The organism is Microbispora triticiradicis, from assembly GCF_005864065.1.
Lineage (GTDB): Bacteria > Actinomycetota > Actinomycetes > Streptosporangiales > Streptosporangiaceae > Microbispora > Microbispora triticiradicis.
In genome coordinates this window covers 161,476-182,848 of record NZ_VANP01000007.1, presented here as the reverse complement: position 1 = coordinate 182,848, position 21,373 = coordinate 161,476, and the positions used below count along the sequence as shown (strand labels likewise).

The following is a 21,373-nucleotide window of genomic DNA, read 5'->3' as shown; positions in this document are numbered from 1 at the left end:
CGCTGCTCCTCATCGAAGGATTGACCGGGTCCACGTGGGTATCCCCGCAGAGCCCCCCGCGTAGCATGCGCGTCGCCGCTTCTGCGGGCCACCTCTTCCCGTAGCCGTGCTGTCACGGGCCTGCCGCCTACCACTCCGTTACCGGTCCTGGGTCGCTTGCTGTGCCCCTCGTGGCTCCGGCCTGCGGGTGCCGGAGGCGGGCACCGGGTACATGTCCGCACGGATGGCCCGTCCGTCGACTGGATCCTCGACTGCCTCGGGAAGGCTCCGTGATCCTTACACGCGCGTCCGCGTCCCCTGCGACTCTCCTGTGCCGGCTGGCGACAGCCGCGCACTGGCTGACGTCACCGCTGCTTCCCGAGGACTACCTCGCGTTGATCAATCCCCTCTGGGCGGAAGGGGAGTTGTGCGGCCGGGTCGAGGCGGTTCGTGCGGAAACGGCCGATGTGGTGACCCTGGTGATCCGCCCGGGGCGAGGCTGGGTCACTCACCGTCCCGGTCAGTGGGTGCGGATCGGCGTCGATATCGGCGGGCGGCGACACTGGCGCACCTTCTCCCTGTCGTCGGCCCCGGGTAGGTCCGGTGGTTGCGTCACCGTCACGGTCAAGGCCGTGCGCGGCGGACTCGTCTCCGACCACCTCGTGCGGAGCACGGCGCCCGGGGCGGTGCTCAGGCTGGGCCGGCCCGATGGGACGTTCGTCCTCCCGGAGCCACCGCCCCCTCGCCTGCTGTTCGTGACCGCCGGGAGCGGAATCACCCCCGTGATGGCCATGCTGGACAGCCTCCTGGACGGTGTTCCGGCCGTGACGGGGCCGGACGTCGTGCTGGTCCATTCGGCGCCGGCACCCGGCGACGTCATCTTCGGCGGGCGGCTCCGGAGCCTGGCCGAACGGTGTCCGCGGCTACGACTGCGCGAACGGCACACGCGCTCTCAGGGACGGCTGCGGCCCGCAGAGCTGGCCCGGCTCTGCCCGGACTGGACCGAGCGGTCCGTCTGGGCGTGCGGGCCACCGGCGATGCTCGACGACATCACGGCGTACTGGACCGGGCCCGCGGACGGCCTCCATGTCGAGCGCTTCAGTCTGGTGCCGGCAGCGGCAGCGGGTTCGGGGGGACACGTCCGCTTCACCAGGAGCGGCCGAGAAGCCGAGGCCGACGGCGAGACGCCGTTGCTGGCCGTCGGCGAGAACGCGGGGGTGCTCATGCCGAGCGGCTGTCGCATGGGCATCTGCTACGGATGCGTCGCGCGCCTTCGCTCCGGTCAGGTACGTGACGTACGGACCGGCCAGGTGCACGGAGACGCAGGGGAGATGATCCAGCCCTGCGTGTCGGTGGCGGCCGGGCCGGTCGAGATCGAGCTGTGAAAGGAACAGACATGTCTGCCACATTCGATCCGGCCTCTGTCGACGCCGAAAGGTTCGGCCGCGAGCTGGACAAGATCCGCGACGAGGTGCTCGCGAGCCTCGGTGATCGGGACGCGGCTTACATCCGGGGTCTCATCGCCGTCCAGCGCAAGCTGGAGCTGGGCGGCAGGGCGCTGCTGTTCGCCTCCTGGTTGCCTCCCGCATGGATCGCCGGAACGGCGGCACTGGCGGTCGCGAAGATCCTGGAGAACATGGAGATCGGTCACAACGTCCTGCACGGGCAGTGGGACTGGATGCGGGACCCGAAGATCCATTCGACCACGTGGGAGTGGGACACCGCCTCCCCCGCCGGCCAGTGGAAACACTCGCACAACTTCGTCCACCACACCTGGACGAACGTGCTCGGCAAGGATCGCGACATCGGCTATTCGGTGGTGCGAATCAGCCCCGAGCAGCGGTGGCATCCGATCTATCTCGCCCAGCCGCTGTACAACGCGCTGCTGGCGCTCTTCTTCGAGTACGGCATAGCGATCTACGATCTGGAGCTGGAGCGCATCCCGTCGGGACGAAAGGATCCGAAGGAGGCGCTGGCCCAGCTTCGCGTCGTGGCGGCCAAGATACGGCGCCAGATCATCAAGGATTACGTCGCGTTCCCGCTGCTCGCCGGCCCGGCCTTCCTGCCCGTCCTGCTCGGCAACCTGACCGCGAACATGGCACGCAACGTGTGGGCGCACACCATCATCTTCTGCGGCCACTTCCCTGAGGGCGCCGAGGTCTTCACCGAGGACCGGCTCGAGAACGAGACCCGCGGCGAGTGGTACGTACGCCAACTGCTCGGTTCGTGCAACATCGACGGCGGACGCCTCTTCCACATCATGAGCGGCAACCTCAGCCACCAGATCGAGCATCACCTGTTCCCCGACCTGCCCAGCAACCGGTACGGCGAGATCGCGCCGCGGGTCCACGCGCTGTGCGAGCGGTTCGGCCTCCCCTACGTGTCCGGCTCACTGGTCCGGCAGGCCGGCTCGGTCTGGAAGCGTGTCCTGCGGATGGCCCTGCCGGGGCCGGGCCGGCCTTCGGCGGCCGAACCGTCGGCGAGTGCGCTCAAGGCCGCGGCATGAGCACGGGCGGGTCAACCTGTGGCATGAGAGAGCCCCGGGCTCGGCGAGAGTCCGGGGCCGCATGGCCGTCGGATACCGGGAACAAGCCGTAGGCCGGGCGCGTACACGATCAGGCGCCGGCGCCGCCCGCGGGAAGGCGTAACGCGAGAAGAGCGACGTCGTCGGTGGTCCCGTGGGGTATGCGTCGCACGATCTCGTCACACACGTCCTCCAGCGGGAGGTGAGCTATGGCCGCGGCCTGCGCCCGCAGCCGGGCCAGTCCGGTGGCCAGGTCGCTGCCGGGACTTTCGACGAGGCCGTCGGTATAGAGCACGAGGGTGCTCCCAGCGGGCATCGGCTCGACGGCGTCGCGCCTGGTTGACTCGATGCCCAGGCGGAGCCCGAGCAGCAGATCCTGCCCTTGTTCCAGATAACGGGCATACCCGTCAGGGGTGACCAGCAGGGGCGGCGGATGCCCGGCGTTGCTCCAGCGCAACCGCCAGGGACCATCTTCGGAGCCTTCCACACGTGCCAAGATCATCGTCGCCATGGGCACGTCCGTGACGGCGGACATCGCCTGGTCCACCCGGTTGACGACCAGGCTGGGCGACACGCAGCGGTCCCACGCCAGCGTGCGCACCATGCTGCGCAGCTGGGCCATCTCAGCGGCGGCCCTGATGTCGTGGCCGACCACGTCACCGATGACCAGGGCGGTGACGCCGTCGGGCAGCAGGAAGGCGTCGTACCAATCGCCCCCGACCTGAGACCCCACCGAGGCCGGAAGGTAGCGTGCGGCCATCTCAAGGTGGCCCACCTGCGGCAGCGGAGCCAACAGGTGACGTTGCATCATTTCGGCCACCTCGCGTTGCCGGCCGAACAGGCGCGCGTTGCCCACCGCCAACCCCGCGCGACGTCCGATGTCGGTGACCAGCGTCACATCGGTGGCGTCGAAGGGGCGGGCCGGGTCGGTACGCGCCACGGTGAGAGCTCCCAGCACCTGCCGCTGGGTGCGTAGCGGCGTGATGATCGCCGACACCGCTCCCCGCGCCGCGAACAGCTCACGCTGTGCGGCGGCCATGCCGGAGTCAGGTTTGCGGGCTATGTCACCCGGCCCCAGCAAGACGGTCTCACCTCGATCCAGCACCCGCGCCAGCAGGGAACCGGGAGGCTCGGGCAGCGGGGACCCCGCCGCCTGATCAGCAGGAGGGATCACCACCACCCGCTCCACCTCGTCGTGCTCGACACGCAGATCCACCATCGCCCAGTCGGCCAACCGGGGGACGATCAGCCTGCCCAGCCGTTGCAGGGCCTCGTCTACTTCCAGCGTCTGGGTCAGCACGGACGTGATCTCGGTAAGCAGCGTCAGGCGGGCGTTGAAGTCCTCCAACATGGCAAGATGGCCGGCCTGCTGACGAGAGAGGTTCAGCCGCTCCGTGATGTCGGTGAAGACGACGATCACCCCGAGTACCTGCCCGCCCTCCTGCACTATCGGAGCGGCCGACAAGGAGACCGGCAGCAGGCCGCCGTCACCCCGCAGGAAGATCGACTCGTCGCCACGCGCCGGACGACCGTGCTCCAGCACTCCCATCAGCCGACAGGGGGAGCGAGGAGTCAGCCCGTCGTCAGCACCCCTGTGCAGCAGATCGTGGGCATCGGCGCCCAGCATCTCCGCCACGGGACGGCCCAGCAACGCCCCGGCCTGCAGGTTCGCCATAGTGATAAGGCCAGCAAGATCAGTCAGATAGATGCCCGCCCCCGCGCTGTCGAAGGCCGCCTGCAGCAACCTCTGGTCGGGCAGCCCGGCATGGCCATGCGCGCTGGGCAGATGCCGCCTCATCGCCGCCCTGCCTCCCTCCGGTCATCGCTGCCTACGCCCTACCCGCCGATACGCCGAGCACGCTGGGCAACCGGCGGCCATATCGAGCCAGCCGGCTCCCCTGAAGAAGCCTGAGAATCCCATCTCGACGAGGCGTGGGCAATAGTCGTCGAGGAGGCCGTCCCATAGTGGGTCATCCCGGCGAAACGCCGCGCTGAGCGCCTGCACCACGCTTTCGAAGCGACCTACGCTCCGACTGTAATGACGGCACCAGTGTCGGCGAGTGCGCAGAGTCGTCGACGAATTCAGTGGTCAGGACGCATGGTTGCTCGGTGGTCGCTCGCGTGTACGGGATACGGCGTGACACACGGCGTCATCGTCCGACATTCGCCGGGAGGCAAAGGCGGACAGAACGGCATGATGCGGCACTCGATGACATTAGGCGACGCCCATCAAGGACGCTTTTAATCCGTCGGTTCAGGGTTCGAGTCCCTGGCGCCCCACGCTCGGCCAGCGCGTCCCGCATCCGGCGCGCCGCCTTGCTCTCCCGCGCCGACATCGCCTGATCGAACAACTGCACAACCTCATCCAGCACCTCGGTCGCCGACTGCGCCACCAGCGTCAGCAGGATCGGATACCGGCGCTCCGGCTCGCGCCGCTGCAACGCCTGTGCCGTCAACCGGCGGCCCACCATCGCCAGGAACCAGCGCCGCTCCGCCGGCAGCACCGACAGATCCAGGGTGTGCGCGTCCATCCCGCGCAGGAACTCCAGCTTCGCGATCTCGGCCTTCACCGCGGCGGGCGAGGCCTCCACCGGCCCCTTGCCCAGCCACCGCAGCCGGCTCATCCCGATCGCCGGATCGGTCACCAGCAGCCCGTCCAGGCCGACTCGGCGCTCGTCGGTGAACTCGTGCGCCAGCCGGTCGAACGTCTCCTGCCGCGCGACCTCGCGGGCGTGCGCGACCCGCTCCACCACCGTCACCAGCCCCGGCCGGATCACCTTCGCCGAGATCAGGTACTCACACGCCAGCCGGAATAGCAGCGTCGGCGAGTCGTGCTCCATCGCCAGCAGGAATCAGGTCCACTGCGGCGTCGGTGCCAATCTCACGGACCCGCGCTGTCTCGGACGTACCGGCCCGCGGCGGGCCAGGACCACGCATCGGCAGCTTAGGGCCTAGATTCTTTCAAACCGTAGACGGCGCAGGCTGGCCAGGCTGAGGATCGGTGTTCAGTCTGGCCACAGGTCAGATGAAGGCAGCTTGTTGCCCATCCCGCCATGGCGCAGCATGTCCAGATCTCGCTGCTGTTGGCCCCGGCGACCATCCCCGCCACGATGGCGGGGACCTCGACCGGGGCGTTCACCCCGTCCGGGTTGTGGGTCACGAGGTATTCGCCCACCAACGCGGCCAGACCGCAGCGCTCGGCCAGTCGCAGCCCGGGGCCAGCCCGGAGGCACCTCTTCCGTTGTTCACGCATTCACTTCAGACGCCAGCCCGTGGACCCAGCCTCCGCGAGCGCGCGGTTCCGAGCCAGTCGAGCCGGCGGGCGACCTCCCGGGCGGTGTCGATGACGGCGTTGACGTACGGGGACGGGTCGCCTGAGCGCCACAGGAGCGACCAAGGGTAGTGGTGGTTTGGTTCGATCAGTGGCCGCCAGACGGTGCCTGGACGGTTGGATGTGCGGGCGGAGGAGGGGACGCAGAGCACGCAGCGGTGCTCGAGGACGAGATCTTCGGCTGCGTGGTTGCTCTCGACGGTTCCCTTGTAGACGGTGGGCTCGAATCCGGCTGAGCGGCACAGTTCACGGACGAACTGGTTGAACTCCGGCGTTTGGGCCTCCTCTCCGAGCAGGAGGAGCTCCTCGGCCAGGGAGGCGACGGGCACGCCGTCCAGCGCGGCGAAGCGGTGGGTATCAGGAAGCAGCACGCCCAGCGGATCGAGCCGGATGAGCTCGGAGGCCACGTCGGGGGGAAGCTGGGAGGAGAGGCCGATCCCGATCTCCAGGCGGCCATCGGCAAGTTTCCGGTACTGCTCGGGAGTGCTCGCCTCGACCTGGTGGATCGTCAGCTCCGGATGGCGCCGCTGTACGGCTCGCAGGATCTGGGGCATGGAGTCGTAGCCCGCGTCGATGATGCCCACCCGGAGTGCGGGCGGAGAACCGACGGCGTTCCGGGCCGCGTGTGCCGCCCTACCCACATGGTCGAGGATCTGCCGGGCCTCGATGAGGAAGGCGGTGCCGGCCGGGGTCAGTTCGACGTGGTGGGTGCTGCGATTCAGCAACCGCACACCCAGCTCGCGTTCGAGGCGTTGCACCTGCTGGCTCAGCGCGGACTGCACGATGTGCTCACGAAGCGCCGCCCGGCCGAAGTGCAGCTCCTCGGCCAGAGTCACGAAGTAGCGGAGCTGACGTAGCTCCATGGGCCATCCCCTCCGGCCTGCGGCGTCGACGCGGACCCGCGTTCTTCCACCTTAGGTCCTCGCGCAGGCGGCCGCCCCGCTGCGAACCGGACGATCGACCCGAGGACGATCACCACGGCCACCGCTTACCAGGAGTTCCGTGCCACCACGGCACTGCCCTCAGGGTCCGGCGGATGTGCGAGCTTCCTCGGACAGGCCCGTGCGGCGACGGCGCTCGATACGGCCTGAATCGGGCCAGCGCACGTCGGTGACCCAGCCCAGACGCTCGAAGACCCGGATCAGCCCGGCGGCAGGGTCGATCTGGTGCCGGTCCAGACCGTGCACGGCACAGGTGGGCTCGCTGTGGTGGCCGTTGTGCCAGCTCTCCCCGAACGACAGCACCGCCAGCGGCCACAGGTTGGTCGAGCGGTCATGACGGCGAGTGGCGAAAGGCCTGCTGCCGACCACGTGGCAGAGGGAGTTGACGCTCCAGGTGACGTGCTGCAGGAGGGCGATGCGAACAAGCCCGGCCCACAGGAACGCGGTCAGCCCGCCGTACAGACTGCCGCTGATCGCCCAGCCGGCCAGGAACGGCAGCCCCAGCGACAAGGCGCACAGGGCGGGAAACGCACGCGCGACCCTCACCATCGCCGGATCGGCGAGCAGGTCGGGCGCGTAGCGCGAGGCCGGCGTGGGATCGTCGGCGAACAGCCAGCCCAGATGGGCGTGAGCAAGCCCACGGAACTGGCCATACAGGCTGGCGCCGTACCGGTAAGGAGAGTGCGGATCGCCGGGACGGTCGGTGAAGGCGTGATGGCGTCGGTGGACCGCCACCCAGTCGATGACGTTGCCTTGGAAGCTCATCGACCCGGCGACCGCCAAAGCGACCCGAAGCCACGGGCGGGCGGTGAAGGACCCGTGGGTCAGCAGTCGGTGGAATCCAACGGTCACCCCGAACCCCGTCACCACATAGAGCGCCGCGGCCAGCAGCAGGTCGGTGATCGCCACTCCATGCCCCCACGCCAGCCACAGCCCGGCCACCAACGCGACGAAGGGCAGCACCACGATGGTCGCGGTCAGGCCTATCTGTACTCTGCCCGCCGGAACCTGCTCGGCGGCCCCCGGAAACGCTGACGTGCCGTCGTAGTCATCCCGGCGTTTCAGGATTTGTTCGGATGTAGTCATGAGCCTCTTTCCTCTAGCCCCGCAGGGCACGTCCGTGCACGTAACACCATCGCCAGGGCGGCTCCGAAACCAACGCGGCAACTACCGGATGGTCGGTCTCCTCGTAGTGCGCCCGGGCGTGACCGCCGGGCGAATCATCGGAGCAGGCGACCCACCCGCACGTCGTGCACGACAGCAGTTGAGACCAGGTCAGCCCCGAGGGCAGTTACGGCTGGCATTCGGGAACCCCATGCTGGACGCCCGGGAGCATGTCGAGATGCTCGCAGTGCGGCGCCTGTCCGTTCGGACCGCCGTGGGCGCGGGCCTCGACGCTTCTCACGTTCAGAGTCACCCCCCACAGAGTGACAGCGACGCGAGGTACTCCAGACTGGCCTACCTCCAGTCAACCGTGGCGGCCGGAGCGGCGGAAACGTCCAATCCGAGTAAGAGCCATCTCCGGCTGAGATAGCCCGCGGGAGGCGCCGTCGAGACTGCCTTCGACGGGCTCTCGGGCGATTGAGGTCCGTGATCTGCACAGACGATGAGCCTTGCGTACATCGCGTCTATCCGTTCGCCGGCGTATGTAATTGACTTGAAGTGTTTCGGGTCCCCCTCCAGGCGTGTACTGAAGCTGCTGAGGCCTCGTGACCGACTCCGGCAGAGCATGTGTTCTCGGGCGACGGAGATCGTGGTACCGACCGATCACGCACTCGGCCGTGGACATCGGCCGGTCGACGCGAGCCGTGGCCCGCCTTTCCGCCCATCAGAGTGCCGGTTCGACAGGTTGCACCCCACCTACTTGGCGGCATGGCCGCCCCTCTCGCCGTGGCCGAAGGAGTCGGGATGAACATCACTGGCACAGCAGGCGCACCGGACCCCACCGTCAGCGAACGCATCGGCAAGCCGATCAACGGTCCCATCACGGCTTCCAACGGCCGCCTCCGGATCAGTACATCCCTCGATCCGCCAGGACTGAGAATCGAGGGTGATCTCGACCGGGCCACCCTGCCCGCCCTGGCCGAAGCACTGGCCTCTCTGGCAGACGGCGGCAGCCCAGTCGTTGATCTGAGCGGTCTGGTGTTCGTGGACATCGGCGGCCTGCGCGCCCTGGTGATGGCTGCCGCGAGGCTGGAGGACGCCCACGTTCTGACGTTGTGCTCCGTGTCTCCACACGTACGGCGTCTGCTCGACCTCACCGGCTGGAGCGACGCACCCCGCCTGAGACTGGGCGATGGTCCATCAGATGCACCAGGCCACCGGCATGACCTCGGTGCAGTTAGGTAAGTATGAACTTCAACGAGGACATCCCCGCAGTCCCTTCTGGGAGGCAGTCGTGACGCGGGAACGCCAGTTGACCGACGCGTTCGCCGAGTTGACGGACACCCTGGTCGGAGACTTCGACGTCGTCGACATGTTGCACCAGCTCACCATGCGCTGTGTGCGGCTGTTGGATGTCGATGCGGCCGGGCTGCTGCTGGCCGACCGACAAGGTCGGCTGCGTCCGATGGCCGCCTCCACCGAGCAGGCGCGCATGCTGAAACTCCTCCAACTCCAAGACGTCGACGGCCCCGGCCTGGACTGTTACCGCACCGGCGGGCCGGTGACATGTGCCGATCTGGTCGCCGAGGGAGGGCGCTGGCCTCATTTCGCCGCAGCGGCTCAGCTCGCCGGCTTCGTCGCGGTCCAGGCACTGCCGATGCGCCACCGCGACAGGATCATCGGCGCGCTCACCCTGCTGCGGACGGCAGCCGGCAGGCTGACCACTGATGAGCTGCACATCGGGCAGGCACTGGCGAATGTGGCCACCATCAGCATCCTGCACCATCGCGGGCTGGAGCAGCACGAGGCAGCCGAAGAGCAGCTACAGACCGCGCTGAACAGTCGCACGCTCATCGAGCAGGCCACCGGGGTGCTGGCCGAGCGCCACCACAGCGACATGGGCGACGCCTTCGACTCCCTGTGCGTATACGCGCGCACCCGCAACCTGCGCCTGTCCGAGGCGGCGGATGCCGTCATCCACGGCGAGCACTTCGCTCAACCTCCGGCCGACGATCACAGCCGATGACGAGGCTTGCTGGGATCGGCCTCGTCCGGCCGGAGGCCCGGCGGAGTCGACGGGTCACCGAGCACGCCGGCAACCACGTTTCTCCAGCCTGGGCACCCCGGAGGCCGCTCTGGGGTGGTCCGAATCCCCACGGACCGCGGCCCATCTCACAGTCAAGCCCCGGGCGCCTCAACAGGGAAACCGGCAACGCCAGATGAGCCGATCACCCCTGCTGATGGCGACACCCGGTCAGCGTGGGTGGCCGAGCGTTCCTGCTCAGGCCCGGACTCCGGCCTCCGGTGCCCCCGCGTATGCGCCGACTGCCCGCACTCACCGGCTGGGACGGCACGCCCGTCCTGCACCTGGACGACGCGGTCAGCGCCCACCAGGCCTGCCGCAAACCCCTGCGTCCAGGGGAAAAGAGTAGACTCGATGTCACCGGAGACATTTCGAATGTCGGCAGTCGCGTCGGCACCGTCTGCGGCGCTTCACAGACGCAGCCCCGCCAGGGCTGAGGCAGGTCGGCCGATCATGACGCTGACGCATACTACTTCGCCGCCGGCAGTTCCCACCGCTCGTGTTCCGTCGGAGCAGCCGGCTGACGCACCTGCCGTACGGCTCAGCCTGGAACCCAGCTCTCGTCGCACGCGTGCTGTGGACGGGGAATGGTGGCCCCGGTCAACGGACGCGGCGGCCGAACTCCCGGGTCTCATCGCGGCCGTCGACCGCCGGCTGGGGAAGATGACACTCCGGGTCGGACTGCACGTCGACGCGTGGAGCAACATTCCGCACCGTATTCCGGTCGCCGGCCGGGCCGTGAAGGTCGGATGGTTCCAATCCATGGACCGCGGGCTGGTCACCCTGACCATCAACGGCCACGAGGGAATATCGTTGCGGGTGAAACCGCCGGAGGCCGCATACGCGTCGGCCCCCAGGGACCCGAACGGTGCGCCTCCCGTGGAGGACCGGACTCCCGCGCCCGGCGCCTGGGCGGGACAAGGGGCAGAGCAGGACGTCTGGGAGGACGAAGGCGGCCACTTCGGGCGATCTGGCTGCCCGTGATCTGGCCCGGCATCGCGTCCGGCGCTCTACCCGCCTTCGCGATTGGCGATCAGCACAGCTGTTGGTAGGGCCTCTTGGCACCGTTGGGGCCCGGAAGGGCGGCGAGGGGAAGCCGGAGCGTGAAGCGCGCGCCGCCGATGGGAGAGTCTCCGGCATGAAGGGTCCCGTCGTGAGCCTGAGCGATTTCACGGGCGATCGACAACCCGAGGCCGGTGCCGCTACGGTCTCGGCGACGGCCCGCGTTCAGCCGGGTGTATCGTTCGAAGACCCGTTCGAGGTCGCTCTCGGCGATCCCTTCGCCGTCATCGGAGACCACCAGTTCCGCGGTGCGCCCGTTACGGCTGACCTCGACCCGTACGACCCGTTCGGCGTGCCGTTGGGCGTTGTCCAGCAGATTTGTGAGTACCCGGCCGATCTGGATGTCGACGATCTTGACGTAGACCCCGGGAACGAGCCGCAACTGGACCGGAATACGGTCCGCCCGCCGGGAGACTTCCGCCTTGACCAACTGCGCCAGGTCGACCGGCGCCCGCCCGTACGGCACGGCGCCCTCCACTCGGGACAGCAGGTGCAGATCGCTGATGATCGCCTCCAGCCGGTCGACGACGCACAGCGCACGTTGGAGCGTCTCGTGCAGATGAACATCGTCTGGATGTGACTGAGCCTGCTCAAGCTCTGCGCGCAGCCCGGCGATGGGGTTACGCAACTCGTGCGACGTGTCGGAGGCGAACCTCCGCTGTTGCCGCAGTTCCTTGTTGAGCTGTTCCAGCGTGCGGATCACGGCCCGGGTGGTCCGGGCGATCTCGTCTTCACCGAGGGAATCGGAAACCTCCACATCAGTGCCTGCGACATGTGCGGGGAGGTCAAGACCGTCGATGCAGTCGGACAGAGCCTTAACGTGTCTCGTGTCCATGTCAGTTCTTCCTTCCGCACGCCCAGCGGTCGAGGGTGTGTCGGTATCGCTGGCGTGCCTGCCGAATCCCCGTGGACCTCGGAGAGTGGTGTACACGCCGAAGCCGGCCGGGAATCCTTCCCGGGACTTGACCGGGGATGTCGACAGTGGGATGTCTCGAGGGCGTCAGCGAAGGCCTCATAGCGTCCATGCGCGGCAGGCCGGCGTGCCCTCTGAATGACAGCGGCGCTCTTCTTTTCCGGGGTACCGGCACGGGGCGTTCTTGAGCCCGACCCCGCCGAGGCGGTAGTCAGGGAAAAGCCGCGGCGACCCGCGGTGCGACGCATGTACAACAATCTAGGGAGACGGCAGACGCTCCGCCACCCGCACATGGTCCGGACGGCACCCCCCAAATGGGCCGGATCGCGGGCCTCAGCAAGGTTTCCGCAGTCCCGGCAGGATCCCCGTCCGAGTCGCCACGACAACCGCCTCGAGCTGACTGTGCGCGCTCAGCTTCATCATGACGTTCTTGACGTGGCCTCGAGCGGTGTGGAGACTCACGACGAGCCGCCCGGCGATCGCACGGGGATCGAGCCCTTCCCCCATCAGCCCCAGGACTTCCAGCTCGCGCGCGGTGAGCCCCGCCCAGTTCTCGCGCCCGACGTGCGGCGATGCGCTGGAATCCTGGAGGAGCGCTCTGAGCGTGTCGCCCTCCACCATGAGGATGTTCCTGTCCACCGAGGCGCGGATCACTTTGAGAATGTCCGGAAATTTACTGTCCTTTGCGAGGAATCCGGAAGCTCCTACCGCCGCGGCGGCCGCGAACAGGTCGGGGCTGGCATCGCCTGTGAGGATGAGGACGCGGACATGCGGGTGAGAGGCTTTGATCCGCCTCGTGCCCTCGATTCCGTCGACGTCGGGCAGATGAATGTCCATGAGCACGACTTCGGGGCTCCGTACCGTCACGAGCGAGACGGCGTCTTCGACCGTCCCGACGGCGCCCACGCAATGCAGATCGGGCTGGGCGTCGATCGCGATCTCGAGAGCGCCGGCGAGCGCCTGCTGATCCTCGACCACGAGAACTCGGATCACCGGAGGCTCCTGCCCGCCGTGACCTTGACCACTGCTCGGCTCATGGCTGCTCATCTCGTGAGCGGTTTTCGCCGCCGTGCGCCGGCCGGCCGGACCCGCTCCGCCCGTCCCCCGGTTGAGGCGTGACTCTGAACGGAGAGGATGGATCGGAGCCGGCTGATGAGGGCGCGTCCGCCTCGCCGAAAGTAGGCCGAAGACCCTGGGGCCTGCCCCTGTGAACTCATCATGACGCTACCCGCGGTGCATCGTGACGCACAAGTCAGATCGAACCGGATCGTCGCTCCACGCGAGGGCCGGCGGCGCCTGATGCGTGCGCCAAGCCGGCGGACACCCATCCGCTTCGTGTGCCGTCTCCTCTTTCGATGCTGGTCCCTGCCTGTCTGCGGGGTACGAACAGCGGTAGACCGCAAGGCCCCGTCCGGAGCCCTGCGAACGTTGGAGACGGTTCCTGACGTGACCACCTACTCATTCAGGCTGTACGTGGCTGGGAACACGGAGCGGTCCCATGCCGCGGAGGTGAACCTGCGGTTCCTGTGCGACGCTCACCTCTCCGGCATGTACGAGGTCGAGGTCATCGACGCCGTCGAACGGCCCGAACTCGCCGAGGAGGGACGGATCCTGGCCACCCCCACCGTGGTCAGGCTCGCGCCGCCACCGCAGCGGCGGGTGATCGGGGATCTGTCCGATCATGGCCGCGCCGCCATCGCTCTGGGCCTCCCAGCCGCGGACGCATCGCCCTCGGAGGGGCAGTGACGATGACTGGTAGCAACGCGATCGCGCGGATCCCCACGGGGATCAACGGCTTCGACCACGTGACCCTGGGCGGGTTGCCCGCGGGCCGATCCACGCTGGTGAGCGGCACGACCGGCAGCGGTAAGACGTTGTTCGCCGTCGAGTTCCTCTCCCGCGGAATCATGCGCTTCCACGAGCCTGGGGTGTTTGTCACCTTCGAGGAGACAGTCACCGACATCCGCCGTAACTCGGCCTCGCTGGGCTTCCCCATCCAGTCGTGGGAGGACGAAGGGAAGTGGGCCTTCGTCGAAGCATCGGCGAGCATCGGGGAGGACGCCCCCGCCGTCGGCGCCTACGACTTCGGTGCCCTGGTGGCGCGCATCGAACACGCGGTCCGCCAGACCGGGGCTCGCCGTGTCGCGCTCGACTCGCTCAACGCGATCTTCACCCGGTTCTCCGACATCAGCGTCGTTCGCCACGAACTGTTCCGGGTCGCCTCCGCCCTCAAGGCGCTCGGAGTCACCTCGGTGCTCACCGCGGAACGCCCCGAGGAGTACGACGGTGTGACCCGCTACGGGGTCGAGCCTTTCGTGCTCGACAATGTCATCATCCTGCGCAACGTACTCCGGCAGGGTCGGCGAAGCCGGACGGTTGAGATCGTCAAGTTCCGCGGCGCCACGCACCGCACGGGGGAATGGCTGTTCACCATCGATCCGCGGGACGGGATCGTGGTGGTCCCCCTCGCGTTCCTCACGCCGTCCGACCACGCGTCGCTCGCCCGCGTCTCGTCAGGCATCCCCGAGTTGGACGAGATGTGCGGCGGCGGCTTCTACCGGGACGCCATCGTCCTGATGACCGGGCCCACCGGCACGGGCAAGACACTGGCGAGTCTGCGTTTCGCGGCCGCCGCCGTCGAGGCGGGTGAGCGCTGCCTGCTCTGCACCTTCGACGGGACCCGCGGGCAGCTCTTCCGCACCGCCGCGAGCTGGGGTCTGGACCTCAAGGCCATGCAGGCGTCGGGCCTGGCCCGGGTCATGTCCAGCTACGCGGAGGTGACCTCTCCGGAAGACCTCTTTCTGCAGCTCAGGCGCGCTGTTGAGGAGTTCGCGCCGGCCCGGCTCGTCATCGACACGGTGTCCGCTCTCGAACGCGTGGTCGCGCCGCGGACTCTGCTCGACTTCATCATCGCGCTGGGGGCGGTCCTCCGGCAGAGCGAGATCACCACTCTTCTCACGCGGACACCTTCGGGACGGCTCATCTCGGCAGACGCGCCGGCGATCGCCTCCGACATCGCGGGCCTTTCCGACGTCTGGATCCAGCTCCGATATGTCGAAGGCCCCGCCGAGATCCAGCGTGCCATCGCCGTGCTCCAGGCCCGCGGCTCCGCCCATGACCACAGGATCCGCCAGTTCAGGATCGATGACACCGGCATGCACATCGGTGAACCTCTGCGAGGCGTCCCCCACGTCTTCACAGGAGCGACCGATCCCGGGACCGCGTGGGGGTCGCCCGAGTCCGAAGCGACAGAGGGTCCGTCGGGGTGAGTGCCGGCGGCGGGTCCTCGCCTGGCGGAAGCCGCACGGGTGGCTCCGGGTCAGGGCGGCCCAACGACGTCGAATTCCGGGACGATATCAGCCAGGTCATCGTTTCGGCCTCGGCGGACGGCATCGTCGCCGTCGACAAAGAAGGAGTCATCAGGCTCTGCAATCCCGCTGCCGCGGAGCTCTTCGCCCGCTCGGCGGCGGAGCTGATCGGCACCCCGTTCGGCTTCCCCATCGCCGCGGGTGCGGCGACCGAGATCGACTTGATGCTGCCCGCCGGAGGCAAACGGGTCGTCGAGATGCGGGTCACCGCCACAACCCTGGAAGGTGAGCCCCTGTACGTCGCCGCACTCCGCGACGTCACGCGGAGCAGGCACCTCGAGCGAGAGCTGGAGGCGGCCCTGGAACGTCAGAACATCGCGGTCGCTGTCGCGGCCCATGAACTCCACAGTCCCCTGGCCACCATCAGCGTGCTGGTGGACGTGCTACGCGACCGCCTGGTCGCGCTCGCCGAGGAGCGAAGAACCGAGATCATCGAGCGCATCGCCGATCGGACGGCCCGCCTCCAAGGGCTCGTCCGAAAACTCCTCACCGCGTCGACCATCGAAGCGAAGGGCGCGTCCGCCCGCTTGGAACGCGTCCCCGTGCTTCAAGTCCTCCTCGAACGGCTCGGCGAGCTGGACAAACGATCACAGGAGGTGCGCATGTCCTGCAGCCCTGATCTGGAGGCCCTGGTCGATCGCACAGAGTTCTCCGCGATGGTGGACAACTATCTGGAGAACGCATTCGCCTACGGACGTCCGCCCGTGGACGTGTCCGTGACCGGGCAGCCGGGATGGATCCTCCTCCGGGTGTGCGACCGTGGGCCAGGCGTGCCGGAGGCTTTCGTGCCCCGGTTGTTCGAGCGCTTCAGCCGTGAGCGGGAGGCTGAGCGCGAGACAGAGGGGACAGGCTTGGGACTGTGGATAGTCCGAAGCTTCGCCCGGGGCAACGGCGGCGACGCCTGGTACGAGCCCCGCGAGGACGATGGCGCCTGTTTCTGCCTCCGCCTGCGCCGAGCGCCTTCACCCGGCACGCCGGACCGGAGCGGGGAGTAGCCGCGGAGGCGCCGGTCGCGACGTCCGGCCCCGCGTATCACCCGCTGACACGCCGCCACCGGCGCGGATCAGGCCGCCGCTTCGAGCCTCCTCGCCGGAGAGGCGGGCGCGAGCCGTCGCGCGGGTCCCGGAAACGCGAGCCGCAGGACGCGCTTCCACACCGAGCCCGCCTGGCGGGTCAGCGAGCCGGACATGTACGGCAGGCCGAACCGCTCACACAGCGCGCGAACCCTCGGCGCGATCTCCGCGTAGCGATTGCTGGGCATGTCCGGAAACAGGTGGTGCTCGATCTGGTGGCTCAGATTGCCGCTCATTATGTGGAACAGGCGGCCACCGTCGATGTTGCACGAGCCGAGAAGCTGCCGGACGTACCACTCGCCGTGGGTCTCGCCCTCGAGCCGGTCCTCGGTGAAGACTTCCGCGCCCTCCGCGAAGTGGCCGCAGAAGATGATGGTGTGCCCCCACACGTTGCGCGCGATGTTCGCGGTCAGATTGCCGAACAGGACCGGGATGAAGGCCGGACCGGCGAGCAGCGGGAACGCGACGTAGTCCTTGACAACCTGGCGCCGAATCTTGCCCGCGACGGCACGAAGCTGGGTCAGGGCCTCTTTGAGGTCCTTCTTCCCTGACGGGATGCGCTCGAGTTCCAGGTCGTATATCGCGATGCCGTACTCGAAGAAGAGCGCCAGCAGCGCGTTGTACAGCGGCTGGGCGAGGTAGATCGGATGCCATCGCTGCTCCGGGGTGATCCGCATCGCGGAGTAGCCGATGTCCCGATCCTTGCCCAGCACGTTCGTCCAGGTGTGGTGGACGAAGTTGTGGGAGTGCTTCCACTGATCGGCCGGGGAAGCGAAGTCCCACTCCCAGGTCGTTGAGTGGATCTTCGGATCGCCCATCCAGTCCCACTGCCCGTGGAGGACATTGTGGCCGATCTCCATGTTTTCGAGGATCTTCGCTGCGGCGAGAGCGGTGGTCCCGGCCATCCAGGCGGGCGGCAGCCAAGAGGCGAAGAGCAATGCCCGGCCGCAGAGTTCCAGCTTGCGCTGGGTCGCGATCAGGCCGCGAATGTACCTGGCATCCCGCTCGCTCAGGCTCGCGAGCACCTCATCGCGGATTTTGTCCAGCTCCCGACCGAACTCTTCGACCTCGGCAGGGGTGAGATGAGATGTGGCAGGCATGCGCGTTCCTCTCATAGCTCAACGGTGACGGGACCCGCGGCGAACGGTTCGAGACGCGGCCGCGATCGGCCGGCGGTCGCCGACGTGCGCGAGCCGGGCCTGCGGGGCGAGGACGTCGCGTGCGAACGGTGGCACATGGAACGCACGTCCTGCCGCCCCTCCCAGTCGGTTCACCCACCTCTCGTGGTACCCGTCATCGGGGGTGAGCACGTCGTACGAGACTGCAAGAGCGATTCAGGAGGTGTTCCAGATGCGCCATGCCTGCTCACCGCGCCGCCTGGGCCACGCGCGGCAGGGCGTGATTCGTCAGACACGACCTGGCTGGGCCGCGCAGCCGCCTCACGACCCGCTCGCCGGTGATTTATCGAGGTAAACGGTTGATATGGGGGTAGGGAGCCTATGCGGCGGGATGGTTCGTGGGGAGTGTCCGATGGGCAGATCATGCCTGAGCGATCGCCTGGAACGCGCAGGTCCAGGGAGGGACACCGATTCTCGTAAGCGTTGGTGGAATCTCGTCATGGTGCTGGCCACCGCGGCCGCGGGCCGGGTGCTGGTCCGCCGGCTGCTGCGACGCGTGCGTGCTATCTCCGGCGACCTCGCCGACATCAACCTCAGCGATGAACACGCCCAGATCGCTCAGCAGCATGACCCGCAGGAGGTGACGCAGCTGGTCGACAACATCAATGCGAGTCTGGACATGCTGGACAGAGAGCGGCAGTTCTCCTCCAACATCGCCCACGAGATCCGCTCCCCGTTGGCCGGGATACGCGTCACGGTGGAAGAAGCGATCACCCGTCCCGGCGAAGCCGACTATCCCCGCGTGCTGGAGGCGGTACTACGTGGAGTGGACCGGCTGGAGGCGCTGGCTTCCGCACTTCTCCTGATCGCCCGTTCCAGCGCCTCTCAAACCGACTGGGGACGGTTCGACCTGTGCGAACTGGTCAGGCAGGAGGTCGCCGACCGGAACGACCCCATTTCGATCGAAGTCATCTGCACCCCCGATGTCGAGATCACAGCCATGCGCACGCGGATCTGCCAGGTCATCACCAATCTGCTGGACAACGCACAGCACCACGCCACCCAGCGGGTGCAGGTCCGCGTCGGCCGCAGCGACGGCGATGCGCGACTGACGGTGTCCGACGATGGCCCCGGCGTGCCGGAGAAGGACAGGGAACGCATCTTCGACCGGATGTACCAGCTCGAAACCGTTTCCCAGCGGGGCGGGCCCGGCCTCGGCCTCGGCCTGGCCATCACCCACGAGATAGCGAGAGCCCACCACGGAACCGTCTGGGTCGAGCCCTCCCCGCTCGGCGGCGCCTGCTTCACGCTCCAATTGCCCGCCTCCGCCCCCTGAGCCACCAACTGTTCTCGTTGGCCGCACACGGAATTTCGGACGCGGCAGTGTTTCCCTACGCGTTCCCTGACGCGAACTTCGCGCCTGTGCGTCTCTGAAAATCGAGGACACTTCACTTCCGGGACGGCGCCATTCCAGAAAACCAGGGTAGAGTTCAAGCACCGAGGACTTTTCGTGCGTTGGCACTCAGGTCGGCGTCGCCCGCGGCGATATACCGTGACGCGGTTCTTTCGAGGACCAAGACAGGCCAGGCGATCATGACACCGACGCTGCTCTCTCGTTCCACGCCCGGCGCCCGAGCCGACACAGACACACGGGACGCGGACGGAGAGAACGAGAGAGTGCACATCAGTACGCTGCCGGCGGACCTGCTCGAGGGGTGCCGACACCACCGATCGGACGCCCACCTGCCAGGCCTGCCGCCGGAGACCCCGTCTCGTCGCCGACCGGAGCATGGCGTCTCCATCCGTGACCTCGCGCCACTTGACGGAGCCGACCCGTCGGTTCCGACGACCATCCGGCTGTCCGGCGAGATCGACATCTTCACCAGTCCCGACCTGCGCGAGGACCTGTTGGACGTCCTGCGCTACAGCAGAAGCGTGCTCATTCTCGACCTGTCGGGCGTGGCGGCATGCGACGCCTGCGGGCTGGGAGTCCTGGTCGGCATCCAGCGCCGCGCCAAGACGATGGGGATCACCCTTTCCCTCACCGCGGCCCGCCCGTACCTGTCGCGGTTACTGCGTGCGACCGGCCTGAACGGCACCATCCCGATGCCGGCGTAGCCGAAGGCCCGGAGCCGCGACGCCGGCGGCGAGCCCCGCCGTGGGAGAGGCGGGGCCGGAGCCGCGACTCAGAAGCTGCTGATCCGCGTCCTCGCGTAGGGAGCGCAGCGGGCCGCCACCACATGCCTGAAGTTGACCACGTAGGTGAACGTGTCCGGCTCACCCTCATGGGAGACCTGAAGGGACACGACGGCGCCCTGCTCCATCCAGCTGACGAGTCTCTCGGCCGTGGGCATCGTGCCGTGCACGCGAAGGATCAGTTCCTTCTCCTTGCCGACGCTCAGTAAGTAGAGCAGCCCGGTGGGGGCGTCGATGGTCATACCCTCTCCTCACGGTAAGGACGGGACCGGCCCACGTGGATATCCCCGCTAGGTCCCCGCCCGGCGTCCGCGTCACCGCTTCGCCGGCTCCGCGAACCTCTTCCCACAGCCCTGCCGCCGCGGGCCCGACCGCCTACCGGTCTGTTACCGGTCCTGAACCGCTCCCTGTCCCATCATGGCCCCCGCCTGCCGCTGCCGGACGCGGGCACCGGGTACACGTCATACGGATGGCCGTTCGTGGCCTGAGCCCTCGATCTCGATGGCTGCCGATTCCTCGGAAGGCTCTGCATGTGATCCTTACGCGTGCGTCCGCGTCCCCTGGGGCACTCCTTCGCCGGCTGGCGACAGCCGCGCACTGGCTGACCTCGCCACTGCTTCCCGAGGACTATCTCGGGTTGATCAATCCGCTCTGGGCGGAAGGGGAGTTGTGCGGCCGGGTCGAGGCGGTTCATACGGAAACCGCCGATGCGGTGACACTGGTGATCCGTCCGGGGCGAGGCTGGGTCACGCACCGGCCTGGTCAGTGGGTGCGGATCGGCGTCGATGTCGACGGGCGGCGACGCTGGCGCACCTTCTCCCTGTCGTCGGCCCCGGGTAGGTCCGGCGGTTGCGTCACCATCACGGTCAAGGCCGCGCGCGGCGGGCTCGTCTCCGACTACCTGGTGCGGAGCACGGAGCCCGGGACGGTGCTCAGGCTGGGCCGGCCCGAGGGGACCTTCGTCCTCCCGGAGCCACCGCCCCCACGTCTGCTGTTCGTGACCGCCGGGAGCGGCATCACCCCCGTGATGGCCATGCTGGACAACCTGCTCGACGGTGTTCCGGCTGTGACGGGGCCGGAGATCGTGCTGGTCCATTCGGCGCCGGCACCTGGCGACGTCATCTTCGGCGGGCGGCTGCGGGGCTTGGCCGCACGGTGTCCGCGGCTGCACCTGCACGAACGGCACACGCGTTCTGACGGACGGCTGCGGCCCGCGGATCTGGCCCGGCTCTGCCCGGACTGGACGGATCGGTCCGTCTGGGCGTGCGGACCGCCTCAGATGCTCGACGACATCGCGGCGTACTGGACCGGGCCCGCGGACGGGCTCCATGTCGAGCGCTTCAGTCTGGTGCCGGCGGCAGCGGGTTCGGGAGGGCGCGTCCGCTTCACCAGGAGCGGCAGAGAAGCCGAGGCCGACGGCGAGACGCCGTTGCTGGCCGTCGGCGAGCGCGCGGGGGTGCTCATGCCCAGCGGCTGCCGCATGGGCATCTGCTACGGATGCGTCGCGCGCCTTCGCTCCGGCCGGGTACGCGACGTACGGACCGGCCAGGTGCACGGAGACGCGGGCGACATGATCCAGACCTGCGTGTCGGTGGCGGTCGACCTGGTCGAGATCGAGCTGTGAAAGGAACGGCCACGTCAGTTCCATTCCGCCTCGATCCACACCGGAGGGTTCGGCCGG

20 protein-coding genes are annotated in these 21,373 nt (G+C 68.1%); 11 read left to right on the top strand and 9 right to left on the bottom strand.

Going from position 1 to position 21,373, the window contains the following annotated elements; genetic code table 11:
• The first annotated feature begins 269 nt into the window (after positions 1-269).
• Positions 270-1,364: a ferredoxin reductase gene (locus FED44_RS19910; protein WP_244302090.1), complete on the top strand. Its 1,095-nt coding sequence runs from the start codon at positions 270-272 to the stop codon at positions 1,362-1,364.
• 11 nt (positions 1,365-1,375) lie between these two features.
• A complete protein-coding gene (locus FED44_RS19905; protein ID WP_138461628.1) occupies positions 1,376-2,485 on the top strand; it encodes a fatty acid desaturase family protein in 1,110 nt (369 codons plus the stop codon).
• 109 nt (positions 2,486-2,594) lie between these two features.
• Here FED44_RS19905 and FED44_RS19900 read toward each other — a convergent pair whose 3' ends face one another.
• The 5 genes from FED44_RS19900 to FED44_RS38505 all read right to left on the bottom strand — a co-directional run bounded on the left by FED44_RS19900 (position 2,595) and on the right by FED44_RS38505 (position 8,036).
• Entirely contained in the window at positions 2,595-4,301 is a 1,707-nt protein-coding gene (locus FED44_RS19900) for a SpoIIE family protein phosphatase (protein WP_138461627.1), read from the bottom strand.
• Positions 4,302-4,653: 352 nt separating this feature from the next.
• On the bottom strand, positions 4,654-5,343 hold the full coding sequence (locus FED44_RS19895; RefSeq protein ID WP_208759076.1) for a DUF4158 domain-containing protein: 690 nt from the start codon (positions 5,341-5,343) through the stop codon (positions 4,654-4,656).
• Positions 5,344-5,761: 418 nt separating this feature from the next.
• Entirely contained in the window at positions 5,762-6,697 is a 936-nt protein-coding gene (locus FED44_RS19890) for a LysR family transcriptional regulator (RefSeq protein WP_138461626.1), read from the bottom strand.
• A 159-nt stretch (positions 6,698-6,856) separates the two neighbouring features.
• A complete protein-coding gene (locus FED44_RS19885) occupies positions 6,857-7,861 on the bottom strand; it encodes an acyl-CoA desaturase (protein ID WP_138461625.1) in 1,005 nt (334 codons plus the stop codon).
• A gap of 13 nt (positions 7,862-7,874) precedes the next feature.
• Complete coding sequence (locus tag FED44_RS38505; protein WP_416348914.1) at positions 7,875-8,036, bottom strand: UBP-type zinc finger domain-containing protein; 162 nt, start codon at positions 8,034-8,036, stop codon at positions 7,875-7,877.
• A 647-nt stretch (positions 8,037-8,683) separates the two neighbouring features.
• On the opposite strand from FED44_RS38505, the gene FED44_RS19875 reads away from it, so the two are divergent.
• The 3 genes from FED44_RS19875 to FED44_RS38500 all read left to right on the top strand — a co-directional run bounded on the left by FED44_RS19875 (position 8,684) and on the right by FED44_RS38500 (position 10,946).
• Positions 8,684-9,124 (top strand): STAS domain-containing protein, encoded by a 441-nt coding sequence (locus FED44_RS19875; protein ID WP_165900522.1) that lies wholly within the window; start codon positions 8,684-8,686, stop codon positions 9,122-9,124.
• A 49-nt stretch (positions 9,125-9,173) separates the two neighbouring features.
• Positions 9,174-9,905 carry a GAF and ANTAR domain-containing protein gene (locus FED44_RS19870; RefSeq protein ID WP_208759099.1) on the top strand — a complete coding sequence of 244 codons (732 nt, stop codon included), beginning with the start codon at positions 9,174-9,176 and terminating at the stop codon, positions 9,903-9,905.
• A gap of 411 nt (positions 9,906-10,316) precedes the next feature.
• Positions 10,317-10,946: a DUF5994 family protein gene (locus tag FED44_RS38500; protein WP_416360971.1), complete on the top strand. Its 630-nt coding sequence runs from the start codon at positions 10,317-10,319 to the stop codon at positions 10,944-10,946.
• 49 nt (positions 10,947-10,995) lie between these two features.
• Here FED44_RS38500 and FED44_RS19865 read toward each other — a convergent pair whose 3' ends face one another.
• Both FED44_RS19865 and FED44_RS19860 read right to left on the bottom strand, forming a co-directional pair.
• Positions 10,996-11,859: a sensor histidine kinase gene (locus tag FED44_RS19865; protein WP_138461623.1), complete on the bottom strand. Its 864-nt coding sequence runs from the start codon at positions 11,857-11,859 to the stop codon at positions 10,996-10,998.
• 411 nt (positions 11,860-12,270) lie between these two features.
• A complete protein-coding gene (locus FED44_RS19860; RefSeq protein WP_165900521.1) occupies positions 12,271-12,930 on the bottom strand; it encodes a response regulator transcription factor in 660 nt (219 codons plus the stop codon).
• Between the two features lie 453 nt (positions 12,931-13,383).
• Here FED44_RS19860 and FED44_RS19855 point away from each other — a divergent pair, with 453 nt between their 5' ends.
• The 3 genes from FED44_RS19855 to FED44_RS19845 are packed head-to-tail and all read left to right on the top strand — an operon-like array spanning position 13,384 to position 16,300.
• Positions 13,384-13,683: a circadian clock KaiB family protein gene (locus FED44_RS19855; protein ID WP_208759075.1), complete on the top strand. Its 300-nt coding sequence runs from the start codon at positions 13,384-13,386 to the stop codon at positions 13,681-13,683.
• A gap of 2 nt (positions 13,684-13,685) precedes the next feature.
• Positions 13,686-15,206: a circadian clock protein KaiC gene (gene kaiC / locus FED44_RS19850; RefSeq protein WP_138461622.1), complete on the top strand. Its 1,521-nt coding sequence runs from the start codon at positions 13,686-13,688 to the stop codon at positions 15,204-15,206.
• Positions 15,203-16,300 carry a sensor histidine kinase gene (locus tag FED44_RS19845; protein WP_167521534.1) on the top strand — a complete coding sequence of 366 codons (1,098 nt, stop codon included), beginning with the start codon at positions 15,203-15,205 and terminating at the stop codon, positions 16,298-16,300. Before kaiC ends, FED44_RS19845 begins: the two co-directional genes overlap by 4 nt.
• Before the next feature lie 68 nt (positions 16,301-16,368).
• Here FED44_RS19845 and FED44_RS19840 read toward each other — a convergent pair whose 3' ends face one another.
• On the bottom strand, positions 16,369-17,478 hold the full coding sequence (locus FED44_RS19840) for a fatty acid desaturase family protein (protein ID WP_111698997.1): 1,110 nt from the start codon (positions 17,476-17,478) through the stop codon (positions 16,369-16,371).
• Between the two features lie 517 nt (positions 17,479-17,995).
• Here FED44_RS19840 and FED44_RS19835 point away from each other — a divergent pair.
• On the top strand, positions 17,996-18,832 hold the full coding sequence (locus FED44_RS19835) for a sensor histidine kinase (protein WP_167521533.1): 837 nt from the start codon (positions 17,996-17,998) through the stop codon (positions 18,830-18,832).
• Positions 18,833-19,173: 341 nt separating this feature from the next.
• On the top strand, positions 19,174-19,614 hold the full coding sequence (locus FED44_RS19830; protein ID WP_244302089.1) for an STAS domain-containing protein: 441 nt from the start codon (positions 19,174-19,176) through the stop codon (positions 19,612-19,614).
• Positions 19,615-19,682: 68 nt separating this feature from the next.
• Here FED44_RS19830 and FED44_RS19825 read toward each other — a convergent pair whose 3' ends face one another.
• Positions 19,683-19,934, bottom strand: a complete 252-nt coding sequence (locus tag FED44_RS19825; protein ID WP_111698991.1) for a hypothetical protein — start codon at positions 19,932-19,934, stop codon at positions 19,683-19,685.
• A gap of 470 nt (positions 19,935-20,404) precedes the next feature.
• Between FED44_RS19825 and FED44_RS19820 the strand changes: the two genes are divergently transcribed.
• Entirely contained in the window at positions 20,405-21,316 is a 912-nt protein-coding gene (locus FED44_RS19820; protein ID WP_244302087.1) for a ferredoxin reductase, read from the top strand.
• Positions 21,317-21,373 lie beyond the last annotated feature (57 nt).